Source organism: Anaerolinea thermophila UNI-1, assembly GCF_000199675.1.
Taxonomy (GTDB): Bacteria; Chloroflexota; Anaerolineae; order Anaerolineales; family Anaerolineaceae; genus Anaerolinea; species Anaerolinea thermophila.
The window spans coordinates 1,678,255-1,702,839 of record NC_014960.1 but is presented as its reverse complement, the minus strand read 5'-3'; the positions used below and the strand labels follow the sequence as shown (position 1 = coordinate 1,702,839).

Annotated in this window: 25 protein-coding genes; 15 read left to right on the top strand and 10 right to left on the bottom strand. The window is 45.4% G+C overall.

The genetic code is table 11. The features are described 5' to 3' along the window. Positions 1-2: 2 nt before the first annotated feature. From recG to ANT_RS07635, 4 genes are read right to left on the bottom strand one after another with little or no spacing between them, the layout of a single operon-like run. Positions 3-2,453, bottom strand: coding sequence for an ATP-dependent DNA helicase RecG (gene recG / locus ANT_RS07650; RefSeq protein WP_013559937.1), 2,451 nt, complete (start codon positions 2,451-2,453; stop codon positions 3-5). Positions 2,454-2,472: 19 nt separating this feature from the next. Then, complete coding sequence (locus ANT_RS07645; RefSeq protein WP_013559936.1) at positions 2,473-3,321, bottom strand: DegV family protein; 849 nt, start codon at positions 3,319-3,321, stop codon at positions 2,473-2,475. A 6-nt stretch (positions 3,322-3,327) separates the two neighbouring features. After that, positions 3,328-5,037: a DAK2 domain-containing protein gene (locus ANT_RS07640; RefSeq protein WP_081460216.1), complete on the bottom strand. Its 1,710-nt coding sequence runs from the start codon at positions 5,035-5,037 to the stop codon at positions 3,328-3,330. Between the two features lie 32 nt (positions 5,038-5,069). After that, a complete protein-coding gene (locus tag ANT_RS07635; RefSeq protein WP_013559934.1) occupies positions 5,070-5,423 on the bottom strand; it encodes an Asp23/Gls24 family envelope stress response protein in 354 nt (117 codons plus the stop codon). Between the two features lie 122 nt (positions 5,424-5,545). Here ANT_RS07635 and rpmB point away from each other — a divergent pair, with 122 nt between their 5' ends. Then, entirely contained in the window at positions 5,546-5,728 is a 183-nt protein-coding gene (gene rpmB / locus ANT_RS07630) for a 50S ribosomal protein L28 (RefSeq protein WP_013559933.1), read from the top strand. A 57-nt stretch (positions 5,729-5,785) separates the two neighbouring features. Here the strand turns inward: rpmB and rpe are convergent, their stop codons facing one another. Together rpe and ANT_RS17000 are read right to left on the bottom strand one after the other, a co-directional pair. Continuing rightward, positions 5,786-6,469, bottom strand: coding sequence for a ribulose-phosphate 3-epimerase (rpe, locus tag ANT_RS07625; RefSeq protein WP_041455433.1), 684 nt, complete (start codon positions 6,467-6,469; stop codon positions 5,786-5,788). Then, the gene (locus ANT_RS17000) at positions 6,457-7,554 is read right to left on the bottom strand and encodes a protein kinase domain-containing protein (protein ID WP_013559931.1); all 1,098 of its coding nucleotides are present in this window, start codon (positions 7,552-7,554) and stop codon (positions 6,457-6,459) included. The genes rpe and ANT_RS17000 overlap by 13 nt, the downstream gene beginning before the upstream one ends. Before the next feature lie 113 nt (positions 7,555-7,667). Here ANT_RS17000 and cax point away from each other — a divergent pair, with 113 nt between their 5' ends. The 3 genes from cax to ANT_RS07605 are packed head-to-tail and all read left to right on the top strand — an operon-like array spanning position 7,668 to position 9,591. After that, entirely contained in the window at positions 7,668-8,747 is a 1,080-nt protein-coding gene (cax, locus tag ANT_RS07615) for a calcium/proton exchanger (RefSeq protein ID WP_013559930.1), read from the top strand. A gap of 2 nt (positions 8,748-8,749) precedes the next feature. Further along, the gene (locus tag ANT_RS07610; RefSeq protein ID WP_013559929.1) at positions 8,750-9,238 is read left to right on the top strand and encodes an SH3 domain-containing protein; all 489 of its coding nucleotides are present in this window, start codon (positions 8,750-8,752) and stop codon (positions 9,236-9,238) included. Beyond that, entirely contained in the window at positions 9,235-9,591 is a 357-nt protein-coding gene (locus ANT_RS07605) for a gamma-butyrobetaine hydroxylase family protein (protein ID WP_013559928.1), read from the top strand. The genes ANT_RS07610 and ANT_RS07605 overlap by 4 nt, the downstream gene beginning before the upstream one ends. Here ANT_RS07605 and purB read toward each other — a convergent pair. After that, the gene (purB, locus tag ANT_RS07600; RefSeq protein WP_041454823.1) at positions 9,579-10,994 is read right to left on the bottom strand and encodes an adenylosuccinate lyase; all 1,416 of its coding nucleotides are present in this window, start codon (positions 10,992-10,994) and stop codon (positions 9,579-9,581) included. The genes ANT_RS07605 and purB overlap by 13 nt on opposite strands. A gap of 150 nt (positions 10,995-11,144) precedes the next feature. Here purB and ANT_RS07595 point away from each other — a divergent pair, with 150 nt between their 5' ends. The 7 genes from ANT_RS07595 (at position 11,145) to trxA (ending at position 17,374) form a co-directional block, all read left to right on the top strand. Further along, positions 11,145-13,028, top strand: coding sequence for a beta-alanine-activating enzyme beta-propeller domain-containing protein (locus ANT_RS07595; protein WP_432762670.1), 1,884 nt, complete (start codon positions 11,145-11,147; stop codon positions 13,026-13,028). A gap of 17 nt (positions 13,029-13,045) precedes the next feature. After that, complete coding sequence (locus ANT_RS07590) at positions 13,046-13,957, top strand: PP2C family protein-serine/threonine phosphatase (RefSeq protein ID WP_013559925.1); 912 nt, start codon at positions 13,046-13,048, stop codon at positions 13,955-13,957. Positions 13,958-13,970: 13 nt separating this feature from the next. Further along, positions 13,971-15,431, top strand: a complete 1,461-nt coding sequence (locus ANT_RS07585) for a vWA domain-containing protein (protein ID WP_013559924.1) — start codon at positions 13,971-13,973, stop codon at positions 15,429-15,431. A 3-nt stretch (positions 15,432-15,434) separates the two neighbouring features. Next, a complete protein-coding gene (locus ANT_RS16260; protein ID WP_013559923.1) occupies positions 15,435-15,956 on the top strand; it encodes a double zinc ribbon and FHA domain-containing protein in 522 nt (173 codons plus the stop codon). An 11-nt stretch (positions 15,957-15,967) separates the two neighbouring features. Then, entirely contained in the window at positions 15,968-16,207 is a 240-nt protein-coding gene (locus tag ANT_RS07575) for a hypothetical protein (protein ID WP_041454822.1), read from the top strand. Positions 16,208-16,216: 9 nt separating this feature from the next. After that, positions 16,217-16,951 (top strand): response regulator transcription factor, encoded by a 735-nt coding sequence (locus ANT_RS07570; RefSeq protein ID WP_013559921.1) that lies wholly within the window; start codon positions 16,217-16,219, stop codon positions 16,949-16,951. Positions 16,952-17,020: 69 nt separating this feature from the next. After that, on the top strand, positions 17,021-17,374 hold the full coding sequence (gene trxA, locus ANT_RS07565; RefSeq protein ID WP_013559920.1) for a thioredoxin: 354 nt from the start codon (positions 17,021-17,023) through the stop codon (positions 17,372-17,374). A gap of 30 nt (positions 17,375-17,404) precedes the next feature. Here the strand turns inward: trxA and ANT_RS07560 are convergent, their stop codons facing one another. After that, positions 17,405-18,499 carry a glycosyltransferase family protein gene (locus ANT_RS07560; RefSeq protein ID WP_013559919.1) on the bottom strand — a complete coding sequence of 365 codons (1,095 nt, stop codon included), beginning with the start codon at positions 18,497-18,499 and terminating at the stop codon, positions 17,405-17,407. Positions 18,500-18,593: 94 nt separating this feature from the next. Between ANT_RS07560 and ANT_RS16995 the strand changes: the two genes are divergently transcribed. From ANT_RS16995 to ANT_RS07540, 3 genes are all read left to right on the top strand, one after another. Further along, positions 18,594-19,802 carry an NBR1-Ig-like domain-containing protein gene (locus ANT_RS16995; protein ID WP_013559918.1) on the top strand — a complete coding sequence of 403 codons (1,209 nt, stop codon included), beginning with the start codon at positions 18,594-18,596 and terminating at the stop codon, positions 19,800-19,802. A 38-nt stretch (positions 19,803-19,840) separates the two neighbouring features. After that, positions 19,841-21,229 (top strand): hypothetical protein, encoded by a 1,389-nt coding sequence (locus tag ANT_RS07545; protein ID WP_155818059.1) that lies wholly within the window; start codon positions 19,841-19,843, stop codon positions 21,227-21,229. Positions 21,230-21,355: 126 nt separating this feature from the next. Further along, on the top strand, positions 21,356-21,835 hold the full coding sequence (locus ANT_RS07540) for a twin-arginine translocase TatA/TatE family subunit (protein ID WP_013559916.1): 480 nt from the start codon (positions 21,356-21,358) through the stop codon (positions 21,833-21,835). A 2-nt stretch (positions 21,836-21,837) separates the two neighbouring features. On the opposite strand, the gene tatC is transcribed toward ANT_RS07540, so the two are convergent. Then, a complete protein-coding gene (tatC, locus tag ANT_RS07535; protein ID WP_049784849.1) occupies positions 21,838-22,536 on the bottom strand; it encodes a twin-arginine translocase subunit TatC in 699 nt (232 codons plus the stop codon). Between the two features lie 86 nt (positions 22,537-22,622). Between tatC and ANT_RS07530 the strand changes: the two genes are divergently transcribed. Continuing rightward, positions 22,623-23,642 carry an XdhC family aldehyde oxidoreductase maturation factor gene (locus ANT_RS07530; RefSeq protein ID WP_041454818.1) on the top strand — a complete coding sequence of 340 codons (1,020 nt, stop codon included), beginning with the start codon at positions 22,623-22,625 and terminating at the stop codon, positions 23,640-23,642. Here ANT_RS07530 and ANT_RS07525 read toward each other — a convergent pair. Continuing rightward, the gene (locus tag ANT_RS07525) at positions 23,639-24,199 is read right to left on the bottom strand and encodes a protein-tyrosine phosphatase family protein (RefSeq protein WP_013559913.1); all 561 of its coding nucleotides are present in this window, start codon (positions 24,197-24,199) and stop codon (positions 23,639-23,641) included. The genes ANT_RS07530 and ANT_RS07525 overlap by 4 nt on opposite strands. Positions 24,200-24,585 lie beyond the last annotated feature (386 nt).

Genomic DNA, 24,585 nt, shown 5'->3' with positions numbered 1-24,585 from the left:
GGTTAACTGATATCTCCTCTACCATTCCGCCAGAATTCTCCCAACTTCTTAGCAAGCAACGTATGTTCCGGCAAAGACAATTCAGGGTCTTGTTGGAAAATTAACTGTGCTTGCTGACGCGCCTTTTCAATAATGTGCACGTCGGTCAGGTTTGCCATTTTTAACTCAGAGAACCCTGCCTGGCGAGTCCCTAGAAATTCTCCAGGTCCACGCTGCTGGAGATCTTTCTCCGCAAGGACAAAACCATCGTTCGTTTCAACCATTACGGAAAGTCGTTCATTTTCTAATGCATCGTCAGATTCGGGGATCAACAAACAATATGACTTTTCTGACCCTCTCCCAACTCTGCCTCTGAATTGATGTAACTGGGCTAAGCCAAAACGATTTGCTCCTTCAATGAGCATCACTGTAGCATTAGGAACATCCACGCCTACTTCAATGACCGATGTAGAAACAAGAATGTGATATTTCCCATCTCTGAAACCAGCCATTACCTCATCTTTTTCTTCGGGCTTTAATTTCCCATGCATCATGCCAATACGAAATTCCGGGAAAATTTCTTGTTGTAATCGTGTATATTCCTGAACTACCGATAAGTGCTCTCCGTTTTCGTTTTGTTCTACCATCGGATAGATAATATATGCCTGGTGTCCTTTGCTGATTTCATGACGAATTAATTGATAAGCCCGTTCTCGTTCCAATGGATGAAGAACATGGGTTTCAACAGGCTGACGGCCCGGTGGCATTTCGTCCATTACCGTCAAGTCAAGATCGCCATAAATTGTCAATGCTAGAGAGCGTGGAATTGGAGTAGCCGTCATCACCAACAGGTGAGGATTGTTCCCTTTTTGCCTGAGTGCTGCGCGCTGTGCCACACCAAATCTGTGTTGTTCGTCAATGACCACCAGTTGTAAATCCTGGAATTGAACCGGGTCTTCAATCAAAGCATGCGTACCGATCAGTAACTTAACCGAGCCATGCTGCAGGTCGTTTAGAATCTTTTCTCTTTCTGCTCCACGGACATCACTGGTGAGCAAACGAATTTGTTCGGGTTGAAGAATCGGTAGAGTGCTTTCATCTGACTGAGTTAATACCCGGCTCAAATTTCGATAATGTTGTTCGGCTAAAATGCTCGTTGGCGCCATGACCGCAACTTGCGCGCCATGATATGTGACCATACCAATAGCCAGAGCGGCAACAATGGTTTTCCCTGAACCCACGTCCCCCTGGAGTAAGCGATCCATAGGTTTGCCAGATACTAAATCCGCCCGGATTTCCTGTACGGCACGTTTTTGTGCATTTGTTAGCTCATAAGGGAGTTGTGCCAACTTCTGCTCCAGCCAGGTATCCGGGACGTCAAAAACCCTTGCTTGCAAAGATTTCCAGGAATGTTTTTGACGTAAAACCCCCAGTTGGAGCAAGAAAATCTCATCAAAAGCCAGACGCCACCGGGCTTGATCCAGAACATCCTGACTATCAGGGAAATGGGCTTGCGAAAGGGCAACGCCCAATTCAAGCAACTTCAAGGATGAACGAACAGATGCTGGCAGAAAATCAGAGACTTTAGGTGCCCATTGCATGATGGTTCTATACATCAGCCGGCGCAAAGATTTTTGATTGAGATCCGCAGTAAGTGGATAAACGGGCACAATGCGACTGGTATGTAATTGCTCTCGATCGATTTCTTCAATCTCTGGATCTTTCATGATCAACTTACCCAGGTACATATCCAGTTTTCCAGAAACTGCAACCTGAGTACCTTTCGGGAAACGATTCACATACCACAATTTATTGAACCAGGAAAGCCGTAGTGTGCCTGTGCCATCGGTAATGATGGCTTCGATCAACTGCAATTTTCCATCACGAACCTGACGTGATGCGATGGCTTGTACAACACCCAGCACAGTAACTTCATCCCCATATTTCAGTTTGTTGATGGGTTTGAGGCGGCTGTAATCATCGTAGCGACGAGGGAAGAAATACAACAAATCTTGCAGGGTGTTTATTCCCAGTTTCTCCAGGGCTTCAGCAGTTTTTTTACCAACCCCACTTACACGATGGAGAGGCGTTTGAAGGGTACGCAAAATGTGTTGCTCTGTTTCTACTGGGGCATCTGTTGCAATCGAGGCACGCTCCGAGAGTTTGACACCACGACTTTGTGCTGGCGTAGGCTCTGTTTCTGCTACCATCGGTTTTGTCGATGCATTGCAGGACTCAATTTGAGCGTAGATTTGGTGTACACACTCCCTGCGCTGTTCTGGAGTCAACCGGGGATATTCTTGAAGTTTTTCTACAACAAACGAGATCAAGTCATCAGGTAATTGAAAGGCACGGGCTTCTTTTTCCCAATAGGGGACTGCCTTATCCAGACCACCAACGACCGCGCGATTTTCATAATTTTGTTCGCGCTCCAATTCTAAAAACTTGTTTAATTTTTCCAATGGAGACAGCATATTTGTATTTTACCGCACTTTACTCCCCCTCGAGGATAACCATACCTAGCGTACGGGGACCAAACAAGATAGCAGTAGGAAGATTCAGGCTATGTTCACTAAAAGGCACATCCGGATATATTTCATGAACGTAGTTTCTTAAGACCTGTGTTTCGTGATTAAAGGGCGAGACACCTTGTATTACTGCAATATGCTTGAGGTCTTCAAATTCCTCCAGAAATTCCTGGAAGAAATCAAGCGCGGCACGAACGTTTTTGGCTTTTTCAATTGGAGTGATTTTACCCTCTTCAAAAGACAAAACCGGTAGCATATTCAGCATTTCCCCAGCGATTGCCTGAGGCTTTTCCAGAAAACCCGCTTCATGCAAATAAGAAAGCCCAGCCGTGCAGATTAGGGTATAGAGTTTGGGAATTGTCTTCCGGATTTTTTGTTCAATAGACCAGGGATCCTGTCCGTTGGCAACTTCCTGGGCCGCCATTTGTACCAGCAAACCCACTCCAACCGAAATGGTTTGGGAGTCAATCAGGGTAATGGGCACCAGGTTTTTGGCAGCCTGAGCTGCCTCTTCTGCGGCTTTGTAAATTGGAACCAACTCTGAAGAGGAAAAAATTGCCAGAATATGAGAACACTCTTTGGCATGTTTTTGAAACAGCGTATACAATGTTTCGGCATCCGGCGATTTCAAGCAAGGCTTAATACCGTTCAATGTAGAAGGGGGAAGGTAATTCCATCGAATTCCTTCCCCTTCTGGATATAATAACCCTCGCAAAGAAATATCAAAAGGAATAATCCAAACGTACTGATACCCCGGAAAGCCCGGGTGGGTAAATTGGGATGCAGCATCAGTGAGGATACAAACTTTATCCATTCCTTCTTATTCAATCCCAATGATAAATTGATAGTGGGGTTGTCCCCCTTCCTTAAGTTCTAATTCCTGCTGAGGATATTTTTCCCTGACCAAATCAGCAATACGGTTGGCTTCGCTGTGACTGATATTCTCACCGTAGAACATGGTAATCAGGTCGTATTCATCTGCCTGAGCCTTTTCAAGCAATTGAAGACAGGCATCTTCCAGGGTGTTGCTGGATACTACCAATGTGCCGTCCAGTAGTCCAATTACCGCACCTTCCTGAACATCTACACCATTTAGGTTTACAGAGCGGGTTGCTGTGGTAATTTCGCCTGTGTGAACTTCTCCAATGGCTTCTTTCATCTCATCCACCAACTCGCTTAACTCCGCCTCAGGATTGTACCGAAACATTGCTGCTAACCCTTGAGGGATACTGCGACTGGGAATGACTTCTACCTTTTTGACCGTGACACTGGCGGCATTTTGAGCCGCCAGGATAATATTTTTATTGTTTGGTAGAATAATAATTTTATCGGTTGGCAGATTCTCAAAAGCATTGAGGATTTGCTCCGTGCTCGGATTCATCGTCTGCCCACCTTCGACAATTGCAGAGACCCCCAAGCTGGCAAAGACTCGGGAAATCCCTGGGCCTGGAGAAACAGCAACAACTCCTACCTGACCAGGAAGAACCGAAGCCAATTCTAAACGTGGAGCCTCAACTGCCGTGGAAGAGCGCTCTTCCATCTGCGCCAGAAGATTTTCCATGGCGATCTTGCTCCAAACCCCAATCTTCGCGATATACTGGATAGGGTCGTACTGCCGTTCCTGGCTGACATGGATATGCATTCGGTACATTCCATCGCCTTCCCCAACCTGAATGGATGTACCCATTTCACTCAAATCAGCATAAAACTGTTCCAGGTTCAGAGGCTGATGAGGCCGAAAATCAATCACCACTTCAACTTCTTGACCTGGCTCAATTTCTTCCACAGTTTGTTCGATCTGCATTGTAGAAAGTGGTTGCACAATATTCAGATTCGTTTCCAGAGATTGCCCGTTCAGGTGACGAAGCATTCCCTCTAAAATGAAAAACAGCCCTTTTCCTCCAGAATCCACCACGCCTGCTTGCTTGAGAATGGGAAGCAACTCAGGGGTTTTTTTCACGGATTCATTAGCAGCATCCACAACGGCTGCCAGGATTTCTTTCAAATCGCTTGTCTTCTCACGGGCCTTTCGGGCGGCTTCGGCAGCATCTTTTGCCACGGTCAAAATTGTACCTTCTACAGGCCTTACCACCCCTTTGTAAGCCGTATTTTGTCCTTCCTGCATTGCTGCTACAAACAGATCGGCGTCCATGGTATCAAAATTATCCAAAGCACGGGCAAAACCGCGCCAGATTTGGGAAAGAATCACCCCTGAATTTCCCCGCGCCCCCATAAGTGCCCCTTGGGCAATGGCTTTTGCCATTCTACCGATATTCCCCTCGCCAGAATTTGCCACTTCATTGTAAGCGGCCTGCATGGTCAGCAGCATATTTGTACCCGTATCACCATCGGGGACCGGGAAGACATTCAAAGCATTCACTACCTGCTGATTGGTTTTTAACCAAGTCATTCCCGCAATAAGCAATTCTTTCAACTTCTGCCCGTCAATCCGGCAATCGTTTGAAGATGTTTCCTGAGCATGGGTATCGCTTTGATGTGAATAAGTCGCATTCATCTCATCTATGGACATAAAACACTCATTCTCTTCCCTTCACCATAAACTCAATCCGGATTGCTTACTCGTAAGCCACGAACATGCACGTTTACCTGACTGACCGGGATGCCGATAGTTTTTTCAACCTGGTAGCGGACATTATCGGCAACGCTCGAAGCCACCATTTTAATACGAGTTCCGTATTCCACAATGATATAGAGGTCAATTTGAATGGAATTGTTAACATACCGTACATCAACCCCAAGGGTTGGATCTTTAACCAACACCTGTGCCAAGCCTTCTGCAAGGTTTTTGGCGGCAAAACCAACCACGCCATAAGAAGACAAAGCGGACTGGTAAGCGACGGTGGCGATAGCCCGATAACTCACAAAGATATTTCCCAATGGATTACTGTCCTTCATATACGACCCTTTTGAGTTAATAACCCAATTCTTGTATTTCGATACGAGGTGTGGTAAAATTGCTGCTCGTTGAGTTTGGCAACACTCCAGGCAATCTGGCGCAAGGAAGAAAGGAATTGACTATGGCTAAGTGTGAAAATTGCGGCAAGAAAACTGTGTTTGGACATCGTCGAAGTTTCTCGATGCGGGCAACCAATCGGGCTTTCCGTCCGAATCTGCAAAAAGTTTTGGTGATTGAAAACGGGCGTAAGGTCCATAAAGTCCTGTGCACAAAATGCATCCGCACGATGGTCAAAGCAGCCTGATTTTACCTTCTTTTTCCTGGTTTGTGCAAAAATCGCGGCAATTGCCGTGATTTTTGTTTAAGCGATGTTTTTCTGTACGCTTTCCCGTAAAGCGTTTACTCCTGCCTTAATGCCCTCTGGATGCTTAAAAATTGCCGTAGCAGATACAATGTAGCGTGCTCCGGCTGCATATACCAGAGGCAAAGTTTTTTGATCAATTCCGCCATCCACTTGAATAACTGCTCTGCTATGTGAATTTTCTACTAAATCACGCACTTTGGCTATTTTAGGAAGTACTTCGGGCAAAAAAGATTGCCCAGAAAACCCAGGATTTACTGTCATTACAAGAATTAAATCAGCGTGCGAAACTACCTCTTCCAACCATGAGGCTGGTGTGCCGGGGTTTAATACCACACCGGCTTCACACCCCAAAGAGTGAATATTCTGTAGGGTGCGATGAATATGCGGGCAGGTCTCAACCTGCACAGATAGGCGATGAGCCCCCGCTTCTGCGTACCAGGGGATCATCCGGTCAGGATTTTCAACCATCAAGTGAACATCCAAGGGTAGGTGAGTAATCCTCTTAAGGGTTGAAACAATGAAAGGTCCCATGGTCAAATTAGGGACAAAGTGACCATCCATGACATCTACATGGATTTCATCAACCCCTGCTTCTTCCAATTGCTTTACTTGATCTTCCAGACAGCGAAAGTCGGCTGAGAGCACAGAAGCACATAATCTAAATGAATTCACTTTACCCATCCAAGCACATTGAGGATATAAGAGTAAAAAGGAAGTAATCCAACTCCCAGGACAAGTGCAATAATAGCCAGGACAATAATATCTGGAGTAAGCAGTGTAGAGGATGGGGTAGGGTGCAGCACTGCAGATGGGGAACCCTTGGTTTGCTGAGGGGCATTTTCTTTTCCTACAGGTTGTTGCCTTGTATGAGACGACACAGACGCACTTCGCGCAGATGTACTTACGACTCTGTTCTGGGCAATAGGAGTATCCAGACCTTCGAGAATCCGTGCCAGAATATCCGCATTACGATACCGCTGTCGGGGTTCTTTAGAAAGAAGCAACAACAGGATTTTTTCCAATTCCTCTGGAATTTCCCGGTTCAAATGCCGTGGGGGAATGGGACGGATGTTTGGGTCTCGATGTTGCCTGGCTAAATCTGCTGGCGTTTTCCCGGAGTATGGCAATTGCCCGGTTAGCATCTCATAAAAAACAACCCCTAAGGAATACACGTCACTGTAGGGCATGGGAGGTTGTCCGGAGGCTTGCTCAGGGGAAAAGTACTGAGGAGACCCCCAGATTTCATCTGTTGTTTCGTCAGGATGAATACTGGCAATGGCACGGGCAATTCCAAAGTCAGTCACCTTGAGATGTCCATCTTTGGTCACCAGCATATTATGAGGTTTCACATCGCAGTGAATTACACCTGCGCGGTGAGCATATCCCACACCTTTTGCGGCTTGAATCATCAAGGGAAGCGCTTCGTGCACTTCAAAGAGTCCCTTTTGCCGAATCAGGTCTTTGAGATTTTGCCCCTCGATATATTCCATAACAATAAACAAACGTCCTGCATCGTAGCCGATATCGTAGATAGTAACAATATTCGGATGAGAGAGATTCGCTGCCGCTCTGGCTTCCCTGCGAAACTGATCCTGGAACGCTTGATTTCCTGAATATTTTGGACGCAATAACTTGATGGCAACGGTTCTTTCCAGCATGCGATCTCTGGCGCGATAGACAACCGCCATTCCGCCAGAGCCGATTGTCTCTTCAAGTGCATAACGATTTTGAAGCATTGGCGTGGTTGTTGAGTTCACGGTTCCCATTTAGAAATCATTATATCACAATCAATTTTTGGTTTTTTTAATCAACGTTCCCTCAATTTTTCAGAAGCAATCAGATATAATAACCAAAACAATCAGAAGGAAGTCCTGTTTTTATGAAAAAGTTCCTCGCTATCATCAGGAAGCCTATTAACTGGTTGATCGTCGCTTTGCCTTTTGCTCTCTTTGCAGACTTATTTCACTGGGGAGATTTCTGGATTTTTATTTTTTCCTGTATCGGCATTATCCCAATGGCTGGATTAATCGGTGAAGCCACAGAGTCACTGTCTATTTACACAGGTCCTAAAATTGGTGGACTTCTAAATGCTACTCTTGGAAATGCTGCTGAATTGATCATCACTCTGGTTGCGATTCAAGCGGGGCTTCTCGAATTGGTAAAAGCCTCTATCACTGGCTCTATTTTAGGGAACTTGCTTCTTGTGTTAGGGGCTTCTATATTTCTTGGCGGGCTGAAACACGGTGTACAATCCTTTGACCGCAGACAAGCCGCCAATCACGCCATCCTTCTGATCATTGTAGTGATTGGACTGGCAATCCCATCCCTGTTCAGCCACTCAATCGGCCCCGATGATAGCGTTGAGGTAGAAGCCTTAAGTATTGGGGTTGCCATCGTTCTCATGCTGTTATATTCTCTGGGGTTGATTTATACCCTGAAAACTGCATCAAGTCCAATATCTTATTCTCCAGCTGACGCCACTGTACACCAACACGGTTTGACAAAAGGAGAAGCCATTATTGTTTTGGCTCTTTCTACCCTGGCGGTCGTTTGGCTTTCAGAATTACTTGTTGGTGCAGTAGAACATGTGGTAAGCAATTTAGGGATTTCTGAATTCTTTCTGGGAATTATTCTGATCCCTCTGGTTGGGAACGTTGCGGAGCATCTTGTGGCTGTTCAGGTGGCTATGAAAAACCAGATGGATCTGAGCGTAGAAATTGCTGTATCTTCCAGTCTGCAAATCGCTTTATTCGTCGCTCCGGTGCTGGTTTTCATCAGCCTTCTTATGGGGAATCCACTCACCCTGGTGTTTAATCAATTTGAATTGATTGCATTGATCGCCGCCGTTGTGGTTGCCGCTCTGGTATCATCGGATGGAGAATCGAACTGGCTGGAAGGTGCCGCTCTGATAGGGGTTTATCTGATTTTGGGTGTTGGGTTTTTCCTGTTGCCTTCATAACCATGAAACATCCTTTTCAATTTTCTGTAACTCCATGGGTGATCCTCGGTTCAATTATCATCGCTGGAGCATTATCTGTTCTCCTTATTTTGGGATTGAGCCTGACTGCGTCTCGTCTTCAGTCCCAGGAAATTCCAGCCATGATTACGGTCATTCCAGCGCCTACAATGCTCCCCACTTCTACCTTGCTATACACTAGTACCCCTGAAGCCACATTCATAGAGATTAATGGGATTAGCCTGGGAAAGTTTGTCCAGATCGCTGGAACCGGCGGAGATGGTTTAAGACTGCGTGCTGGGCCTGGCAAAGAGTTTGCCCCGCTTTTCCTAGGTTATGAGTCAGAGGTGTTTGAAGTGAAAGATGGTCCAAAATTCTCAGACGGGATCACCTGGTGGTACCTGATTGCACCTTATGATGAAACCAGAAGTGGTTGGGCAGCAGCGGACTATCTTAAGGTGGTGAATGTAGAATTGGAGGATTCTTCCCCATGAACCTAAAAGAACTGCCCCAGAAAATTACCCTCAACAAAAAAGAGCAACATCTCGAAATTGCATGGCAAGATGGACACCTCAGCCAGTATCCATTTTCGCTCCTGCGTGCTGCCTGTCCCTGTGCGACCTGTCGAGGGGGACATGAGAATATGCGTTCTGAACCAGATCCCCTTGTATTTGATATGACGCTTGCCGATTCTCCCGCTACACAGGTGGAGCAGGTAGAGATGGCCGGGCAATACGCCATTACCATTCACTTTCAGGATGGACACCATTATGGGATTTACACCTGGCATTTCTTACGGCTGCTATGTCCTTGCCCTTCCTGCCGATCACGTGTTCAGGGAGAGTAAGTTTCTGAAGCCTGAAGATACTTTTCAATGTCTTCCGCAATTTGTTGGGCTCGCCGCGCGGCAATTCCTGTGTAAGATTGGATATTTTGGCATTCTGAAATTTCTTCAGCGTTAAGGAAAATTTTGATTCTTTCATCAGACTGTAAAAGAGTGAAAAGAGGATTCGGCTTCCCTGCAGTAACTTCCAACCATGCCTGCATTGAATGTTCCCGGATAACCTCGTGCATTTCCTGACGATTGGCACCCTTTTGTACAAGTCTCATTAATAACCGTTCACTGGCAGAAAATGGGGCATAAACCTGCAGATTACGCTCAATGGAATTTGTATTTATTTTGATCCCTTTTAATATTCTGATGGCTGTTAACAAAAGTTCATCTGCAATTAAGAAGGCTTCGGGCAAAATTGTCCGGCGATTTGCACTGTCATCCAACGTTCGTTCGAGTAAGGAATGTGCAGCATTTTCCCAGGCAACTTGAGGAAGGGAAGCAAGTAGCCTTGCCAGGGAGTCTATTTTTTCCGCCTGGATGGGGTTGCGTTTGAAAGGCATGGCAGAAGATCCTACCTGTTTTACGCTAAACGGCTCACTCCATTCTCCATAAAGAGGAGACTGCAATAGGCGAAGATCGAAAGCGAATTTATACAGCGTTGCCCCTAAGCCAGCCAGAGTTACCAGAACCTGATAATCTTGAATCCTTGGGTAAGTTTGAGTGCTCACAGGAAAGAAACTTAATTGCAGAGCCTCCCCCATTTTTTTTTCAAATTCATCAAAATGGTCTGGACCCAGAATCTCCACATATGAAGCAGCTGTACCTACAGCGCCCTTAAAACCTTTACCTCGAAGATTTTTCTTGAGGTCTCTCATTTTCTGGCTATGAATAAGTAATTCCTGAGCAAATCCCGCAATTCGATATCCTAAAGTTGTAGGCTCTGCCGGCTGTAAGTGAGTGAAGGCAAGTGAGGGAATTTCAGAATAGAGCCGAATTTTTTGAGCGGTGAGACCGAGTAAATCGTCGAGTTTTTTTACGAGAATTTCCAAGGCTTCTCTTAATCGAATTGCTTCTGCGTTATCTTCAATATCCATTGAGGTTGCCCCAATATGAAGATATCCTCCTGCATTTGGACATTGTTCGGAAAAACACTGAAGCTCCGCCATCAGGTCATGATGGATCGTTTTCTCGATTTCCAAGGATCTCTCGAGATCAATTTCATTCTGTTTTTCTTCTAGTTCTTTGAGAACCTGAGAAGAAAACAATCCAAATTCTGATTGAACCCTAGCCAGAACAACCCAAATTTTGCGCCAAAGTTTTCTCTTATATTCTTCACTCCACAAGGTGCGCATTTCAGTGCTGGCATATCGCCAACTAAATGGAGATTGATAAAGGGTATAATTAGGTGTCATCATTAGTCCATCCAACGGTTAGGAAATTGCAAGGTAAAAATGTAGCATTCTAGCAATCTGGAATATATAATTGCTTAACAATGCAATTTACCAGGGTAGCAAAGTTGGAATTATTGTAACGTGATTTTGGGGAAATAACAGGAGTTGGATTCTGTGGAGGCCCATCGAATTACACAAAGTTTTTCACCAGGTCAAGGCGGTCAGGAAACCCAACTGCAACCGGGGAGCATGCTCGCCAATCGGTACCTCATTCAGGAAGTCATAGGCATTGGCGGAATGGGGTCAGTTTATCGCGCGCGAGACCTCCATTTTCCGAATGTGGTCAAACTGGTTGCTGTTAAAGAAATGATCAACCAGGCACGGGATAGCCAGATCCGCCAGACGATTGTGCAAAACTTTGAACGAGAAGCCAATATCCTCGCAACCCTGAATCATCCTTCCATTCCTCGGATCTTTGATTACTTTACCCATGATGAACGTTCGTATCTTGTCCTGGAATACATTAACGGGAAAGATCTTGAGGAAATCCTGTCTGAATCTCCTGGTCCCCTGCCCGAAGATCGGGTCGTTGCTTGGGCAATTGAATTATGTGATGTTCTGGCTTATTTGCATAATCACAAGCCGGAGCCAATCATCTTCAGAGATATGAAGCCATCAAACGTCATGGTCAATCAGGATGGTCACATTGTCCTGATTGACTTTGGTATTGCGAAAATGTTCCGCGCTGGTCAAAAAGGTACAATGATCGGTACCGAGGGGTATTCTCCCCCTGAACAATACAGGGGGGAAGCCACACCTCTGGCAGATATTTACGCCTTGGGCGCGACCCTTCATCATTTGTTGACCAAGCGAGATCCAAGAATTGAAACACCTTTCACGTTTAATGAGCGCCCGGTGCGAAAGTTTAACCCTTCTGTCTCGCCGGAATTGGAAGCGATTATCAACACAGCGGTTCAATACAATCCTCAAGATCGTTTCCAGAGCGCTGAGGAAATGAAAGAGGCGCTGCTCAATGCAGCGCGAAAAACGGGTGTGCTTTCACGAATTGCCACAAAATCCTTATTGATTTCCAGCGAAGAAAACACCAAACCTCTGTGGACTTTTGAGTGTGAAGATGAAATTCGAGGGGGCCCCGCTTTTGAGAATGGGTTAATCTATGTAGGCTCTTATGATAATAACCTGTATGCTGTAGATGCCACCGATGGAAAGTTTGTATGGAAATTCCCTACCGAAGGGGGAATTGTCACACGTCCTGCCTTTGGAGAAGGGTTGGTCATCTTTGGGTCGGAAGATCATCGAATTTACGCCTTGAACTCCAGAAGCGGTAAAATTGCCTGGACCTATCCTACGGAAGGACCGGCGAGAGGATCTCCCAAGATTGCGGAAGGACACGCTTTTGTGGGCTCGGACGATGGTTTTCTTTATGCCATTAATCTTACCTCCAGTCGACTGGTGTGGAAATACGATACAGGTGGGCCGGTTCGATCAACGCCATTCATAGCCAATGACTTGATCTTCTTCGGCTCAGAAACCGGTGACCTGTTCTGTATGGACTTCCGTGGCGCAGTTAAGTGGCGGTTCAAAGCCAAGCGTGCAATTTATTCATCACCACTTGTGGTAAAAGGCTCACTGTTCTTCACCTCTCTGGACTCTATTTTGTACTCTGTTGATGCTCGAACGGGTTGGGCAATCTGGCGTTTCCGTATGGGGAAGGGTTCGGTTTCTTCCCCATGCAATGTGGAAAACTATATCATCGTCGGTTCTGCAGATGGGTTTATCTATTGTGTGGATGGTGGAACTTCCAAAGAAATCTGGCGCTTCAAGACCGATCACCAGGTAAGTGGCTCACCTTTGGTTTACAGAGATTCGGTTTATTGCGGCGCAGCGGACGGGAATTTGTATTGTTTGGAATACAGAACTGGAAGGTTGCGATGGAAATTCAGCACTGGTGGTGCTATTACCAGCGCTCCAATTGTGTATAATGATATTTTGTACGTTGGATCAGCAGACCACATTTTGTATGCGCTCATTCCATAATCCATTGCGGAGGAATTGTGCTGGATTTTTTCAAGAAATTATTTGGCAAAAAACAGATTGAACCCACCAAGCCGGTTGCTATGGTGGGCATCGAGACTGCTCCTTTGTCCGAAGAACAGTTGCAGTCAGTATTACCCGAAATGGTGCACATTTCCCCTCCACAATACCAGGTTGGAATGGGCATTTCGGTGGGTAGACAACGAGAGGTTAATGAAGACACTATTTTTGCCCTGTCAGCAACGATTGCCGATGGGGTGAGGGACCTGCCTTTTGGAGTCTTTGTCCTGGCAGATGGTATGGGAGGACATGCCAGTGGAGAAGTCGCCAGTGCCGCCGCTGCAAAAACAATGGCGCAATTTATCCTGAACAAAATCTCACCCCTCATGCTTTCGGTTGAACTCGAAGGAGCCGGAGAAAGTATTCAGGAAATGATGGAAAATGGTGTTCGCGAAGCGCATCGCGCTGTGCTGAAAGCAGCGCCTGGAGGGGGCACTACGCTAACTGCTGTGCTTGCTCTGGGCGAACAAATTACCATTGCTCATGTTGGAGATAGCCGGGTGTATTTTGTGTATCCTGATGGGCGTGTGCAGGTGAAAACACAAGACCATTCTTTGGTACACAGATTGAAAGAGTTAGGACAAATCACCGATAAAGAAGCCTCCTCACACCCCCAAAGAAATATTCTGTATCGTGCTTTAGGACAATCTGAGCCTTTCCGCCCGGATATCATCACTTGTGAATTTCCTCATCCGGGTAGCCTGTTAATTTGCAGCGATGGGCTCTGGGGAGTTTTGCCCGAAGAGAGCATTGCTCACATTGTCAACACATCCAAAAACCCTGCCCAAGCTTGTCAAACGCTTGTAGAGTCGGCGAATATTGCGGGTGGGCCTGATAACATCAGTGTGATTTTGGCGCAATATCTCTCCTGAGGGAGTTTAAGACTTGAGAGATTATTATTCGATTTTGGGGGTATCATTCGATGCAACGCCGGAAGAAATCCGCTCGGCGTATTTTGATTTAGCCAAAAAGTATCATCCGGATGTAACGGACGATCCAAAAGCCCACGATCGCTTTGTAGAAATTCAGGAAGCCTACGATGTGCTCTCCAATGCCGCTCGTAGAGCAAAATACGATGCTTCCTTACCTGATACTGTTAAGAAAGGCCCGGAAGTTACCCTGAATGTCCGTACCAGTCGGATGGTGATCCCCAGAATTCAGGAACCTCAGCTGTTCTATGCTCTGGTGGACTTAATTTGTACAGCCGAATACAACGTAAAAGAAGCCCCTCCTTTCCATATTTGCCTGGTCCTGGATCGCTCCACGTCCATGCATGGCGCCAGAATGGACATGGTGAAATCCAGTGCGCTCAACTTGCTGAAGCAGTTCCGTAAACAGGATTTGATTTCGGTTGTAGCCTTTAGTGACAGGGCAGAAGTTGTTATTCCTCCCACTCGGGTGCCTGATTTAGCCAAGGATGATCACCGCATTAGCATGCTACAGGTGGGAGGCGGAACCGAAATTTATCAAGGTTTACAACTTGGTATCGAACAACTTCGTTCTATCGATCCGCGTTTTATGCGTCAGTTGATTTTGCTGACGGATGGGCATACCTACGGAGATGATGAAGCCTGTATTGAGTTAGCTGAAGAAGCTGCCCAGGATGGAATTCAAATCAACACCATGGGAATCGGACATGAGTGGAATGATGAATTACTGGATAAAATTGCTACCATAAGCGGGGCGAACTCCATCTTTGTAACATCTCCAAAAGACTTGAATAAGTTCTTTGAGCAAAAATTACAATTATTGAACGATACCTATGCCAGAGGTCTCTCTTTAGAATTTACGTTGGGTGAGGGTGTGGAACTTAAGTACGCATTCCGCCTCCATCCGGAAACAAGCCCACTGCCTGCCACGAATCCTATCCCATTAGGCACATTGATGTATCATAAAAGCATGAGCCTGCTCTTCGAGTTTGTCATTCATCCCATTTCAGCGGATGTTACCTCGCTTCAGATCCTTACGGGTAAAATCAAAATGGAACTTCCATCTGCTCAATCCTTGCGCGCACGTTTGCCCATTCAGATTAAACGCGCAGTAATGGATCAACCTGAACCGGAATCGCCACCCCCCGCATTAATTGAAGCCTTGGGGAAATTGACACTTTACAGAATGCAGGAAAAGATTCAAAAAGAAGTAGAGGAAGGGCAAATAGACAAAGCCACAAGAAGGCTTCACTATCTGGCGACGCAATTACTCTCGCAGGGGGATCGTGAACTGGCACATGCCGTGCTTTTGGAAGCGGAGCACTTGCAACAGAGTCGTACCTTTAGTCGGGAGGGAGATAAGAGAATTAAGTACGGCACACGAGCACTTCTTTTACCTTCAGGGATGGAGCATTAGCCTATGATCAAATGTCCCAATTGCCACCACGAAGAACTTCCTGGCTCACTTTATTGCAGTGAGTGTGGTGCACAGTTGGTGGTTTCTCAAACTACCACAACCCAGCACATTCAACGCAATCCTTCTGATGTACTTGTTGTTACTCCCCCTACTCAAACACCTTCCAAACCAGGCATTTACCCGGAAGGCGAAGCAGAATTTAAGGTTTTGTTGAGTTTTGTGGATAGCGGCAAAGTAATTGAGTTATCTGGACAAAACGAATATACGCTCGGGAGAACCTCTGAAGGTCAACCCATTCTTCCCGATATAGACCTCTCTCCCTACGATGCTTATTCAAAGGGCGTTTCTCGATTGCACGCAGCATTGAAAATCCAGAGTCATCGAGTTGTGATCACCGATTTAGGCTCTTCTAATGGTACGCGTGTCAATGGTCAGAAAATTGTGCCCCATGTAGATTACCCGCTTAACCATGGGGATATGATTTCTTTGGGAAAATTTGCCTTGCAAATTTTGATCAAGAAATAGAGGTGCATCATATGCCAACAGTATTGCTTCACATTATGAATGAAGATCCTGTGGCGGGAGAAATAGAACATTTACCTTCTCCAACAGATAATCTGGTTATTCTCAAGAACCCCCGCAAACGCGATGGAAAAGACCTTCATTACCTGGAGCCCAACGTATCCACGGTCATTTGGCCCATTGCCAGGATTAACTTCATCGAGGTTCTTCCAACCGGCGAGGAAGAAGAAATTATCACGTTTATTCGCGAGTAGGTGAGACAGGTGCCAGAACAATTCAAAAATCGAAGCATTCTCGTCGTGGATGATGAAGAAAGAATGGTGCGTTTCATCCGCCTGAACCTGGAGCATGATGGCTTCCAGGTTATCTCTGCCTATCGAGGCTATGAGGCTTTGGAGAAAGTGCGCACAGAGATGCCCGATCTTGTATTACTGGATGTAATGCTCCCGGATTTAGATGGTTTTGAGGTCCTCAAACTAATCCGAGAGAGTAGCAATACGCCAGTGATTATGCTCACTGCTAAAGGCGAAGAAGACGATCGCGTGCGAGGGCTAGAATTGGGGGCAGATGATTACATAACCAAACCGTTTAGTCCTCGTGAGCTGGTAAGTCGGGTCAAAGCAGTGCTCCGCAGAGTTGAAGCAACCAGTCTAACCGCAAAAAATGAGATTATCCAGGTTGATGATCGCTTAAAAATTGACTTTGGGCGTCGGGAAGTATGGGTAGAAGGAAATCTGGTCAAACTTAGACCTACAGAGTATCGTCTGTTGTACCATTTAGTGCAAAATGCCGGCTGGGTGATGACCTATGAACAACTTCTTACCAAAGTATGGGGGTATGAATACCGGGATGAAGAGCATTATGTACGTTTATATGTCAACTATCTGAGACAGAAAATCGAAGAAGACCCCTCCAATCCAAAATATATTCTCACCGAAAGAGGGGTTGGTTATCGATTTGTAGATTTCCGAAAAGCAGCAGAATCCTCCCAAGGTTAAGTCGGCACTGGACGAACCATTCTTTTTCTGATATATTGCATCGAGAAATTGAAATATTGGAGTAACTCTATGATCAATGAACCGATTCATGTAACCGATGCTGCTTTTGAAAAAACTGTATTGCAGTCCACTTTACCTGTAATTGTCGATTTTTGGGCGCCCTGGTGTGGACCTTGTAAAATGATAGCCCCAGTTCTGGAGAAAATTGCCAAAGAATATGCCGGAAAAGTCATCGTTGCAAAAGTCAACACAGATGAGAATCCTGAATGGGCAATGAAGTACGGCATCCAGGGAATTCCCACCTTGCTGTTCTTTTCAAACGGGAAAATTGTGCACCGTCAGGTAGGCGCGTTACCAGAACGGGCGCTTCGAGATATTGTGTCTCAGTTTTTAGAGGTAGTTAATTCTGCCAACACTCACTAAAACACGATGCTTTGCACCAAAACTCCGCTTCTACAGCGGAGTTTTTTGGTTAACCAATCCCATCAAAAAATCAGCAATTTGTTCAGAGCCATTCATAACTGCGTTCTTTTTAGGTATTTGAATTAAATATTCAATAAAACTCAACAGAGGTTCCCCCCAAAAAGACTCCATGGGGATTTCTAACCCTCCCATTGTTTCTTTTGCGAAAACAGCCAAAGGGGGCGACTCGCGGAATCTGGCACGAGGGATGAATCCGTAAGGCGTTCCTGTCCAGTAGGCTTCAGCCAGTGTACTGTACCCAAGTTTCCCAATAACAGCATCGCATGCGTTCATTAAGTCGGTATGATAATAACCGGAACGATGGGGAAGAAGGATTAAATTCGCCTGTTTGTAAGGGGTTTTTGCGCCTCCTGGCACAATGAAGACTACATTGGGCATCTTTTTCAATACCTCAAAAGGAAATTGATTGCTTTCAATTCCTCCCATGGTGATTAAGACCGCTGGAACATCTTGAGGAATTGTCAAGGATTTGCGAATCTCCTCTCTAGAACTGTAAATGGGGCGACTGACAGGAAAAACGTTCAAATCAGCCTGAGTACTTACCGAGCAAGCCGGCTGGGTCTGAATATGATAGATTACCTGGCGATATACGCCTTGCAAATATTCGATGAAAGGCTGAAAATCTGGTTCTTCTGAAAGGTAACCTTCATAAATCCAGTCCCAGGTAAAATTTTCTATTAGCAGCGAGGGAATTCGGGCTTGATGAGCCGCAAGAATTCCTAAAGGGGCTACATCGCAGAGCACCGCTCTTATTTCCTTTTCGCTAAATTCCCTGGATAGTTCTTCAATCAACTGTTTGTTGACGGGATAAAAATATTGTAACGCCTTAATTGTGGCGGGAATATCCTCTTCCATAGAATTTTTCTGGACCATTCCAACATCACAAGCCAAAGGATGAATTGTATAATTAATCAGTCGAGAGTCTTCAAAAAACCATTGGGGAACAGTAGTGTACACCTCAAACCACAAATCCTGACATTTCTGCAAGCAAGCCAGCATCACGGCGGTTGCCCTTGCAGCATGTCCAAATCCATGAGGTGTGATAAAGTAAGCAATACGGATCATAAATTTTGATTACGCCAAGTATAACATCCTCATCATAAGGAAGATATTCAGGAACTTTCAGAGTGTTGTTTTCGTCACTCGATTGGGAGGGATCATGTCAAAGAAGAGATCATATTTACTCACTTATTTGGGGTTCATCTTCTTCGTCCTTTCTGGATGTAATTTGTTAGGTACACCCCAGGTGGATGAAAGCCAAGTGGCTACACAAAGTGCTCTGATTATTCAGCAGGCTGCACAAGCTACAGCAACAGCCTATGCAATGGAAACTGAAATGGCTAACATTGCTACCAAAGCCGCGTTATTGGGATCCACTTTTACCCCAACTTTCACGGCTGTTCCTCCAAGCAGTACCCCATTGCCTACATCTACCTTGCCCCCTACACAAACGCCTTTGCCCTCTTTTACGCCGTTTCCTACTTTTACACCCGTTCCTACAGCAACACCGGTGCCTTGCAATCGTGCCGGCTTTGTTGCCGATGTAACCATTCCTGATGGTACGATTATTCCACCCGGTGCCACATTCACAAAGGTTTGGCGGCTAAAAAACAATGGAACCTGCACCTGGAACACCAATTACTCTGCTGTCTTTTCAGGGGGGGATCGAATGGGAGGAGCCTCTCCGACCCCGCTAAATGCCACGGTAGCCCCCGGAGAAACCATTGATATCTCCATTACCTTTACCGCCCCTACTACCGAAGGAAAATATCGCAGTAGTTGGAAACTGCGCGCCCCGGATGGCACTGTATTTGGATTAGGTTCACGAGACTCTGCTTTCTATGTAGATATTGAAGTTAAAAGCGGGACCTCTGCATATCCCTTTGATTTTGTGCTCATGGTATGCTCTGCAGAGTGGAGTAGTGGAGCGGGCACCTTGCCATGTCCTGGAACGGATGGAGACGCTAAGGGCTTTGTGCTGGTACAGCAAAAACCTCAATTAGAAAGCGGTGTAGTTGATGATGAGCCTGCTCTGATTACCCAACCTCAAGCCATTACTGATGGAACATTGAGAGGGAAATTCCCGGGGTATAAAGTGCAAACAGGGGATAAGTTCAAAGCCATTATTGGCTGCAGTTATAACTACAAGTCCTGTGATATGCGTTTCCAACTGGATTATCAAATAGGCACAGACCCCATTCAAACCCTGGCTTACTGGAATGAAGTGTACGATGAAACTTTCCGCAGTGTAGAAGTTGACCTGAGCCCTCTTAATGGAAAAACTGTCCGCTTCATTCTTACTGTATTAGCCAATGGAGAAATGAAACAGGATCGTGGGATTTGGTTAGCCCCGCGAATTGTTCGCTGATCCAGAGATAAATCCAGTTGAACATGGAGGACAATACCGTGGAATCCCAAACGCAGGTCAGTGTTATCTTTTTATACTCCGATCACTTGAAAAAGCCCGCCTTTGAGTCGATCCACCAGGAATTGGAGGCAGATCGCCGGGCAATTCTGGAAAAGCTCTCCGAAAAATATCGTATCTGCTCGCACTGGGTGGTTTCTACCAATCAAGACCTATTGAGTTTTGTTCAAGCATTTCAATCGGATGAGAGCGATATTGTCATTCTTTTATACCAAACCCAGGTAGAAGAATTGCACATCCAGGAACTTGTTGCCGCGGTAGGTAAAAAACCACTGGTAACGTGGTGTTATCTTCCATGGAAAAGAGCACCAAAGCCACTTTCTTATGAGGAGTACCTTCGTGCTTCTGGTGCGGCATCAATGTTTGTGGCTTTCTACGAACTGCGCAAACGATCTGTCCCCTACTTGCCTGTCTTTGGGTCGATTCAAGATGCCGATTTGCTGCACAAATTGGACGCTTTTATTCAGTCGGCACGCGTTAAGACTCAGTTGAGACGTGCAAATATCGCAGTGCTGGAGCACACGGGGGTTAAAACCGATGAAATCTTCAAAGAATTTCAAGAATTGGGCATTACTCTGAAGGAAGTTCATCTTACCGAGTATCAGGAAGAAGTGACAAAAGTGTCAGAGGATGAAGTTGCTGAGTATGTTCAACAATTAAGGGAGCATGTTCCCGATTTGATGGTAACCATACCTACATTACAGTTGGGGGCAAAACTCTCTGTGGCTTTACGACGGGTGGCCTTTCAGAATAATTTAGATGTGCTTGCTCTTCCAGCCCATTCTGCAGAAATTCGCAAAGCATTAAAAATCTGTCCGGGACTGCCTCCGGAATGGAGTGATAATCCTCACACTATTTACCTGACGACCCTAGATCCGGGGGCGATCTTAAGCAGTGTGCTTCTGCGTCTGGTAACCGGGCAGGTAGGTTTTCTGTTCAAAGCATGGTTTTGGGACAAAGCCCGGAACATCCTTGTAGGCGGACATACCGGGTTACAATTCCCAAATATTAGCGCGCCAAAACTTTCTCTTGTTTGCGGAGATTATTATTGTAATCGTGCAGACCCTGACGGCGGAGTGCAACTGGAGTTTATTGCAAAGCCAGGCAGGGTGACCATGCTCCAGATGGAATATCGCTCTGATGGATGGAAAGCCTTGATCACTTCAGGAATGTGCCTGGAAAGCGAATTATGGGTTGAAGGGCTTCCTCAAGCCGTTATCCGGCCGGATTGCACAATTGACCACTATCTTGATGTAGTTTCGGCAACAGGTAGTGGAAGGAATTGGGTTATGATTTATGGGAGTGTGATAGACGAACTTAAGGCGCTCTTTGAACTGATGCAAATACCTTTTGATATCATTCAGCAGTAATTTACCTCCCGGTGTGAGAATGCTAAAAACCTCTCTAAAACAAGAGAGGTTTTTCTTTTTCTGGGGATGATTGGATTATAATCAGCCAGTAAATCTTAAGTCATCAAAGGATTACAAACCAGTCTTATGCAAATCTTGAACATTGGGCCCCTGGAATTAATTATTATATTTCTTGTAATGTTCATTTTGCTTGGTCCAGAAGGGATGATTAAGACTGCAAGGCAAATAGGTTTATGGATTCGTAAAGTTGTTCAGTCGCCTATTTGGCGTGAGATTATGGGGTATTCCCAGGAAATCCGGGAATTACCAACAAAGATTGTTCGTGAAACTGGATTGGAAGAAGATCTGGAAGAGATTCGAAAATCTACGCAATTAACCGCGGAGGAAGTTGAAAACACAGTCAAGGAAGTCAACCGCGAGATCAACGAGACAGTCAAAGAAGCAGGGAAAGTTGAAGTCAACCTGGACTTGAATCCTCCTGCAAAGTCTGTTCCTCTGAATGCGTCTACTTCTTCAACTCATGGAAAAGATGGAACATCCCTTCCTGTGCCGCCTGTGCAAACTTATGATAAATATGCCCAATCAAGTGACGAGGAAGAAGAATAAGATTATTGGGCGAATCGAGCAAAGAATACGCTGAGCAAATACAACGCAAATAACGGAGCCATCAATAACCCCATGTTGACGGGGTCTACTGTAGGTGTGATCATTGCCGCAATTACGGCAATGATGACGATTGCGTAACGCCACTGTGCCAGTAACATCCTGGAATTAACAATCTTAAACTTTGCCAAAACAAACACAATTAGAGGAGTTTCAAAACTCACCCCAATCCAAAACATCAGGTTTGTTACAAAGTTAATGTAGTTCGAGAGGCGGATAAAAGACTGTACCCCTAAAAAAGAAACCAGAAAGGGGATCGCCGCCGGTAACATGACAAAGTAAGAAAACGCTACACCGGAAATAAATAGAATGGAAGCAATCGGGATTACGGTGAAAAGAATTCGTTTTTCATGCGGCAACAGTCCGGGCACAATAAACGCAAAAATCTGATATAAGATATAGGGAAGAGCCAGAATAAAACCACTAAGCAAAGAAACACGCATGAAAACGCCAACGTTTTCTGTAACTTCAATGGAAACGACATTTTTTATTCCGCCAATGGGTCTTGCAAGAATCTCAATGGCGTACTGGGAGAACATGAAACTTAGGAGAGTAGTTACAATTAAAGAGAACAGGGCTTTGAGCAAACGACTGCGTAGTTCGTTAATGTGATCCCAAATGGCCATTTCTTTATCGGCAGCCATACGTTCATCCTCTTTCATATTCCAAAGTGTGTGTATTTTATCCCAACATCAGGGCTTTGGTGAAGTAAAAAAACGGAGTGTATGCAATGGAGATCTCTCGCAGAGTCATTCTGGAACTAAAAGATAAAACAGATTTTGTTATTGCCACAATTGTGGCACATCAGGGCTCAACTCCGAGATCTACCGGGACAAAAATGCTTGTTTTTCCGGATGGAAGGACAGCCGGCACAATTGGTGGGGGAGTTCTCGAAGCAAAAGTCATTGAAAGATGCCTTGTGAGGTTAAATCAACTGAAAGGTGAACTGCAGTCTTATCAATTTACAGGTAAGGATGCCGCTTCAATGGATATGATCTGTGGGGGGGAAGTGCTTGTACTGATTACCTGCGTTCCCAAAAGCGACTCGGAATTTTTCAACGTACAGCAAACCATTCTTACATGGGAGGAGAAAGCGCAAAACTTTGTAGAAATTATCGGACTTCAAGACAATGGGGACTGTCTGTATGGCGGAAAGAACCTCTCAACCAGCGAGGAGATAGGGTGGATTCCCCAAACGTCGGATGTGTCGATAGAGGCAAAAACAAAATTTATGACGATTTCTGGCGTTTCTGTTTTCCTTGAGTACCATGAGCCTCAAACTACCGCTTACATCTTTGGAGCCGGGCATGTAGGGCAGGCCATTGCACTGTTTGCCAAACCTGTAGGTTTCCGGGTTGTAGTGATTGATGACCGGGATGAGTTTGCCAATCCAGATCGATTCCCTCAAGCCGATGAAATTATTGTGACGTCATCAATTACAGATATTTTCCGGGAAAGAAAATTTAAGACAACTGATTACATTGTCATCGTTACTCGTGGCCACCTACAGGATTACCAGGTGTTGGAACAGGCTTTACAAACTGATGCTGGGTATATCGGAATGATTGGGAGTCGCAGAAAGAATTACTTGATTTTCCAGTCACTCCGAGAAAAAGGCTTGCCTGAAGAAAAACTCCAACAGGTTCATGCGCCTATAGGACTGCCTATTGGCGCTGAAACACCCGAAGAAATCGCCATTTCTATCCTTGCAGAAATGATTCAGCATCGTGCTAACCACAGAAAGGGTTAAGAAACGTGTCCATCCGAATGGACAATTTCGTAATAACGGTATAACTGTTTAATCTGTGGCGGGGTGATAAAAATAAACGGGCGGACCAACCGAATAGTGTTGATGGCTTCTTCAACGCTCATTCCCTGATGGATAAAATACGCCGCTGCCATGGTAGGCGCTCGTCCAACTCCAGCACCGCAGTGAATGTATACCTTGCCACCTTGTTGAATAATTTTCTGAATAAAATCAACGCCTTGATGAAGTTGTTCTATGGTCGGGGCTTCATCATCTGGTGTAGGCAAGTAACAGTATTGTGCAGGCGCCAGTCCAAAATCCCGGTCGTCTTTTTCCTCCCGCATATTAACCACCGCATGGATTCCTTCAGACTGAAGAAGACGTAATCCATTTTTCCGGTACTGAGGACCTACGTAAAGACTGGGGGTTATTCTTGAAAACCTGAGGAGCGGCATACCGGTCAGGGCAGGTAATCCACGTCCGTACAACCACAAGAGAGAAATCCGTAAGCCCTGTTCAGTAAGTCTGCGGTAAACAATTTGTAATGCTTTTCGGATCATACGGGCCCTTCAGTTGTCTGACATTTGTAAGAAACTAACAGGATAGGGTGGGGAAGGGGGCAAAGGTAAAACCTGTTATGTTGCGCTCAAATTATATCGGAAATAAACAAAAAAATCATCCAAAATTGAAATATTATTTTTCAAATTTCGTATAGTATTAGATGCGGCGTCTGAGTTTTATTCGACTATAAGAATTGACAGAGGCTAAGTTTGAGGTAGTAATTGATAAATCGCACTGTTGTTACCGAAAGTCCTTCCCACGGAATTGACAACAGCCTCAAATATAATATTGGAACAATGTGTGGTATTCATGTGTATTCAATGGAGTTGATCATTGGCAATCGTTCTTCAAAGGGCTAAATTTTGATGAGAGACTATGAACATTG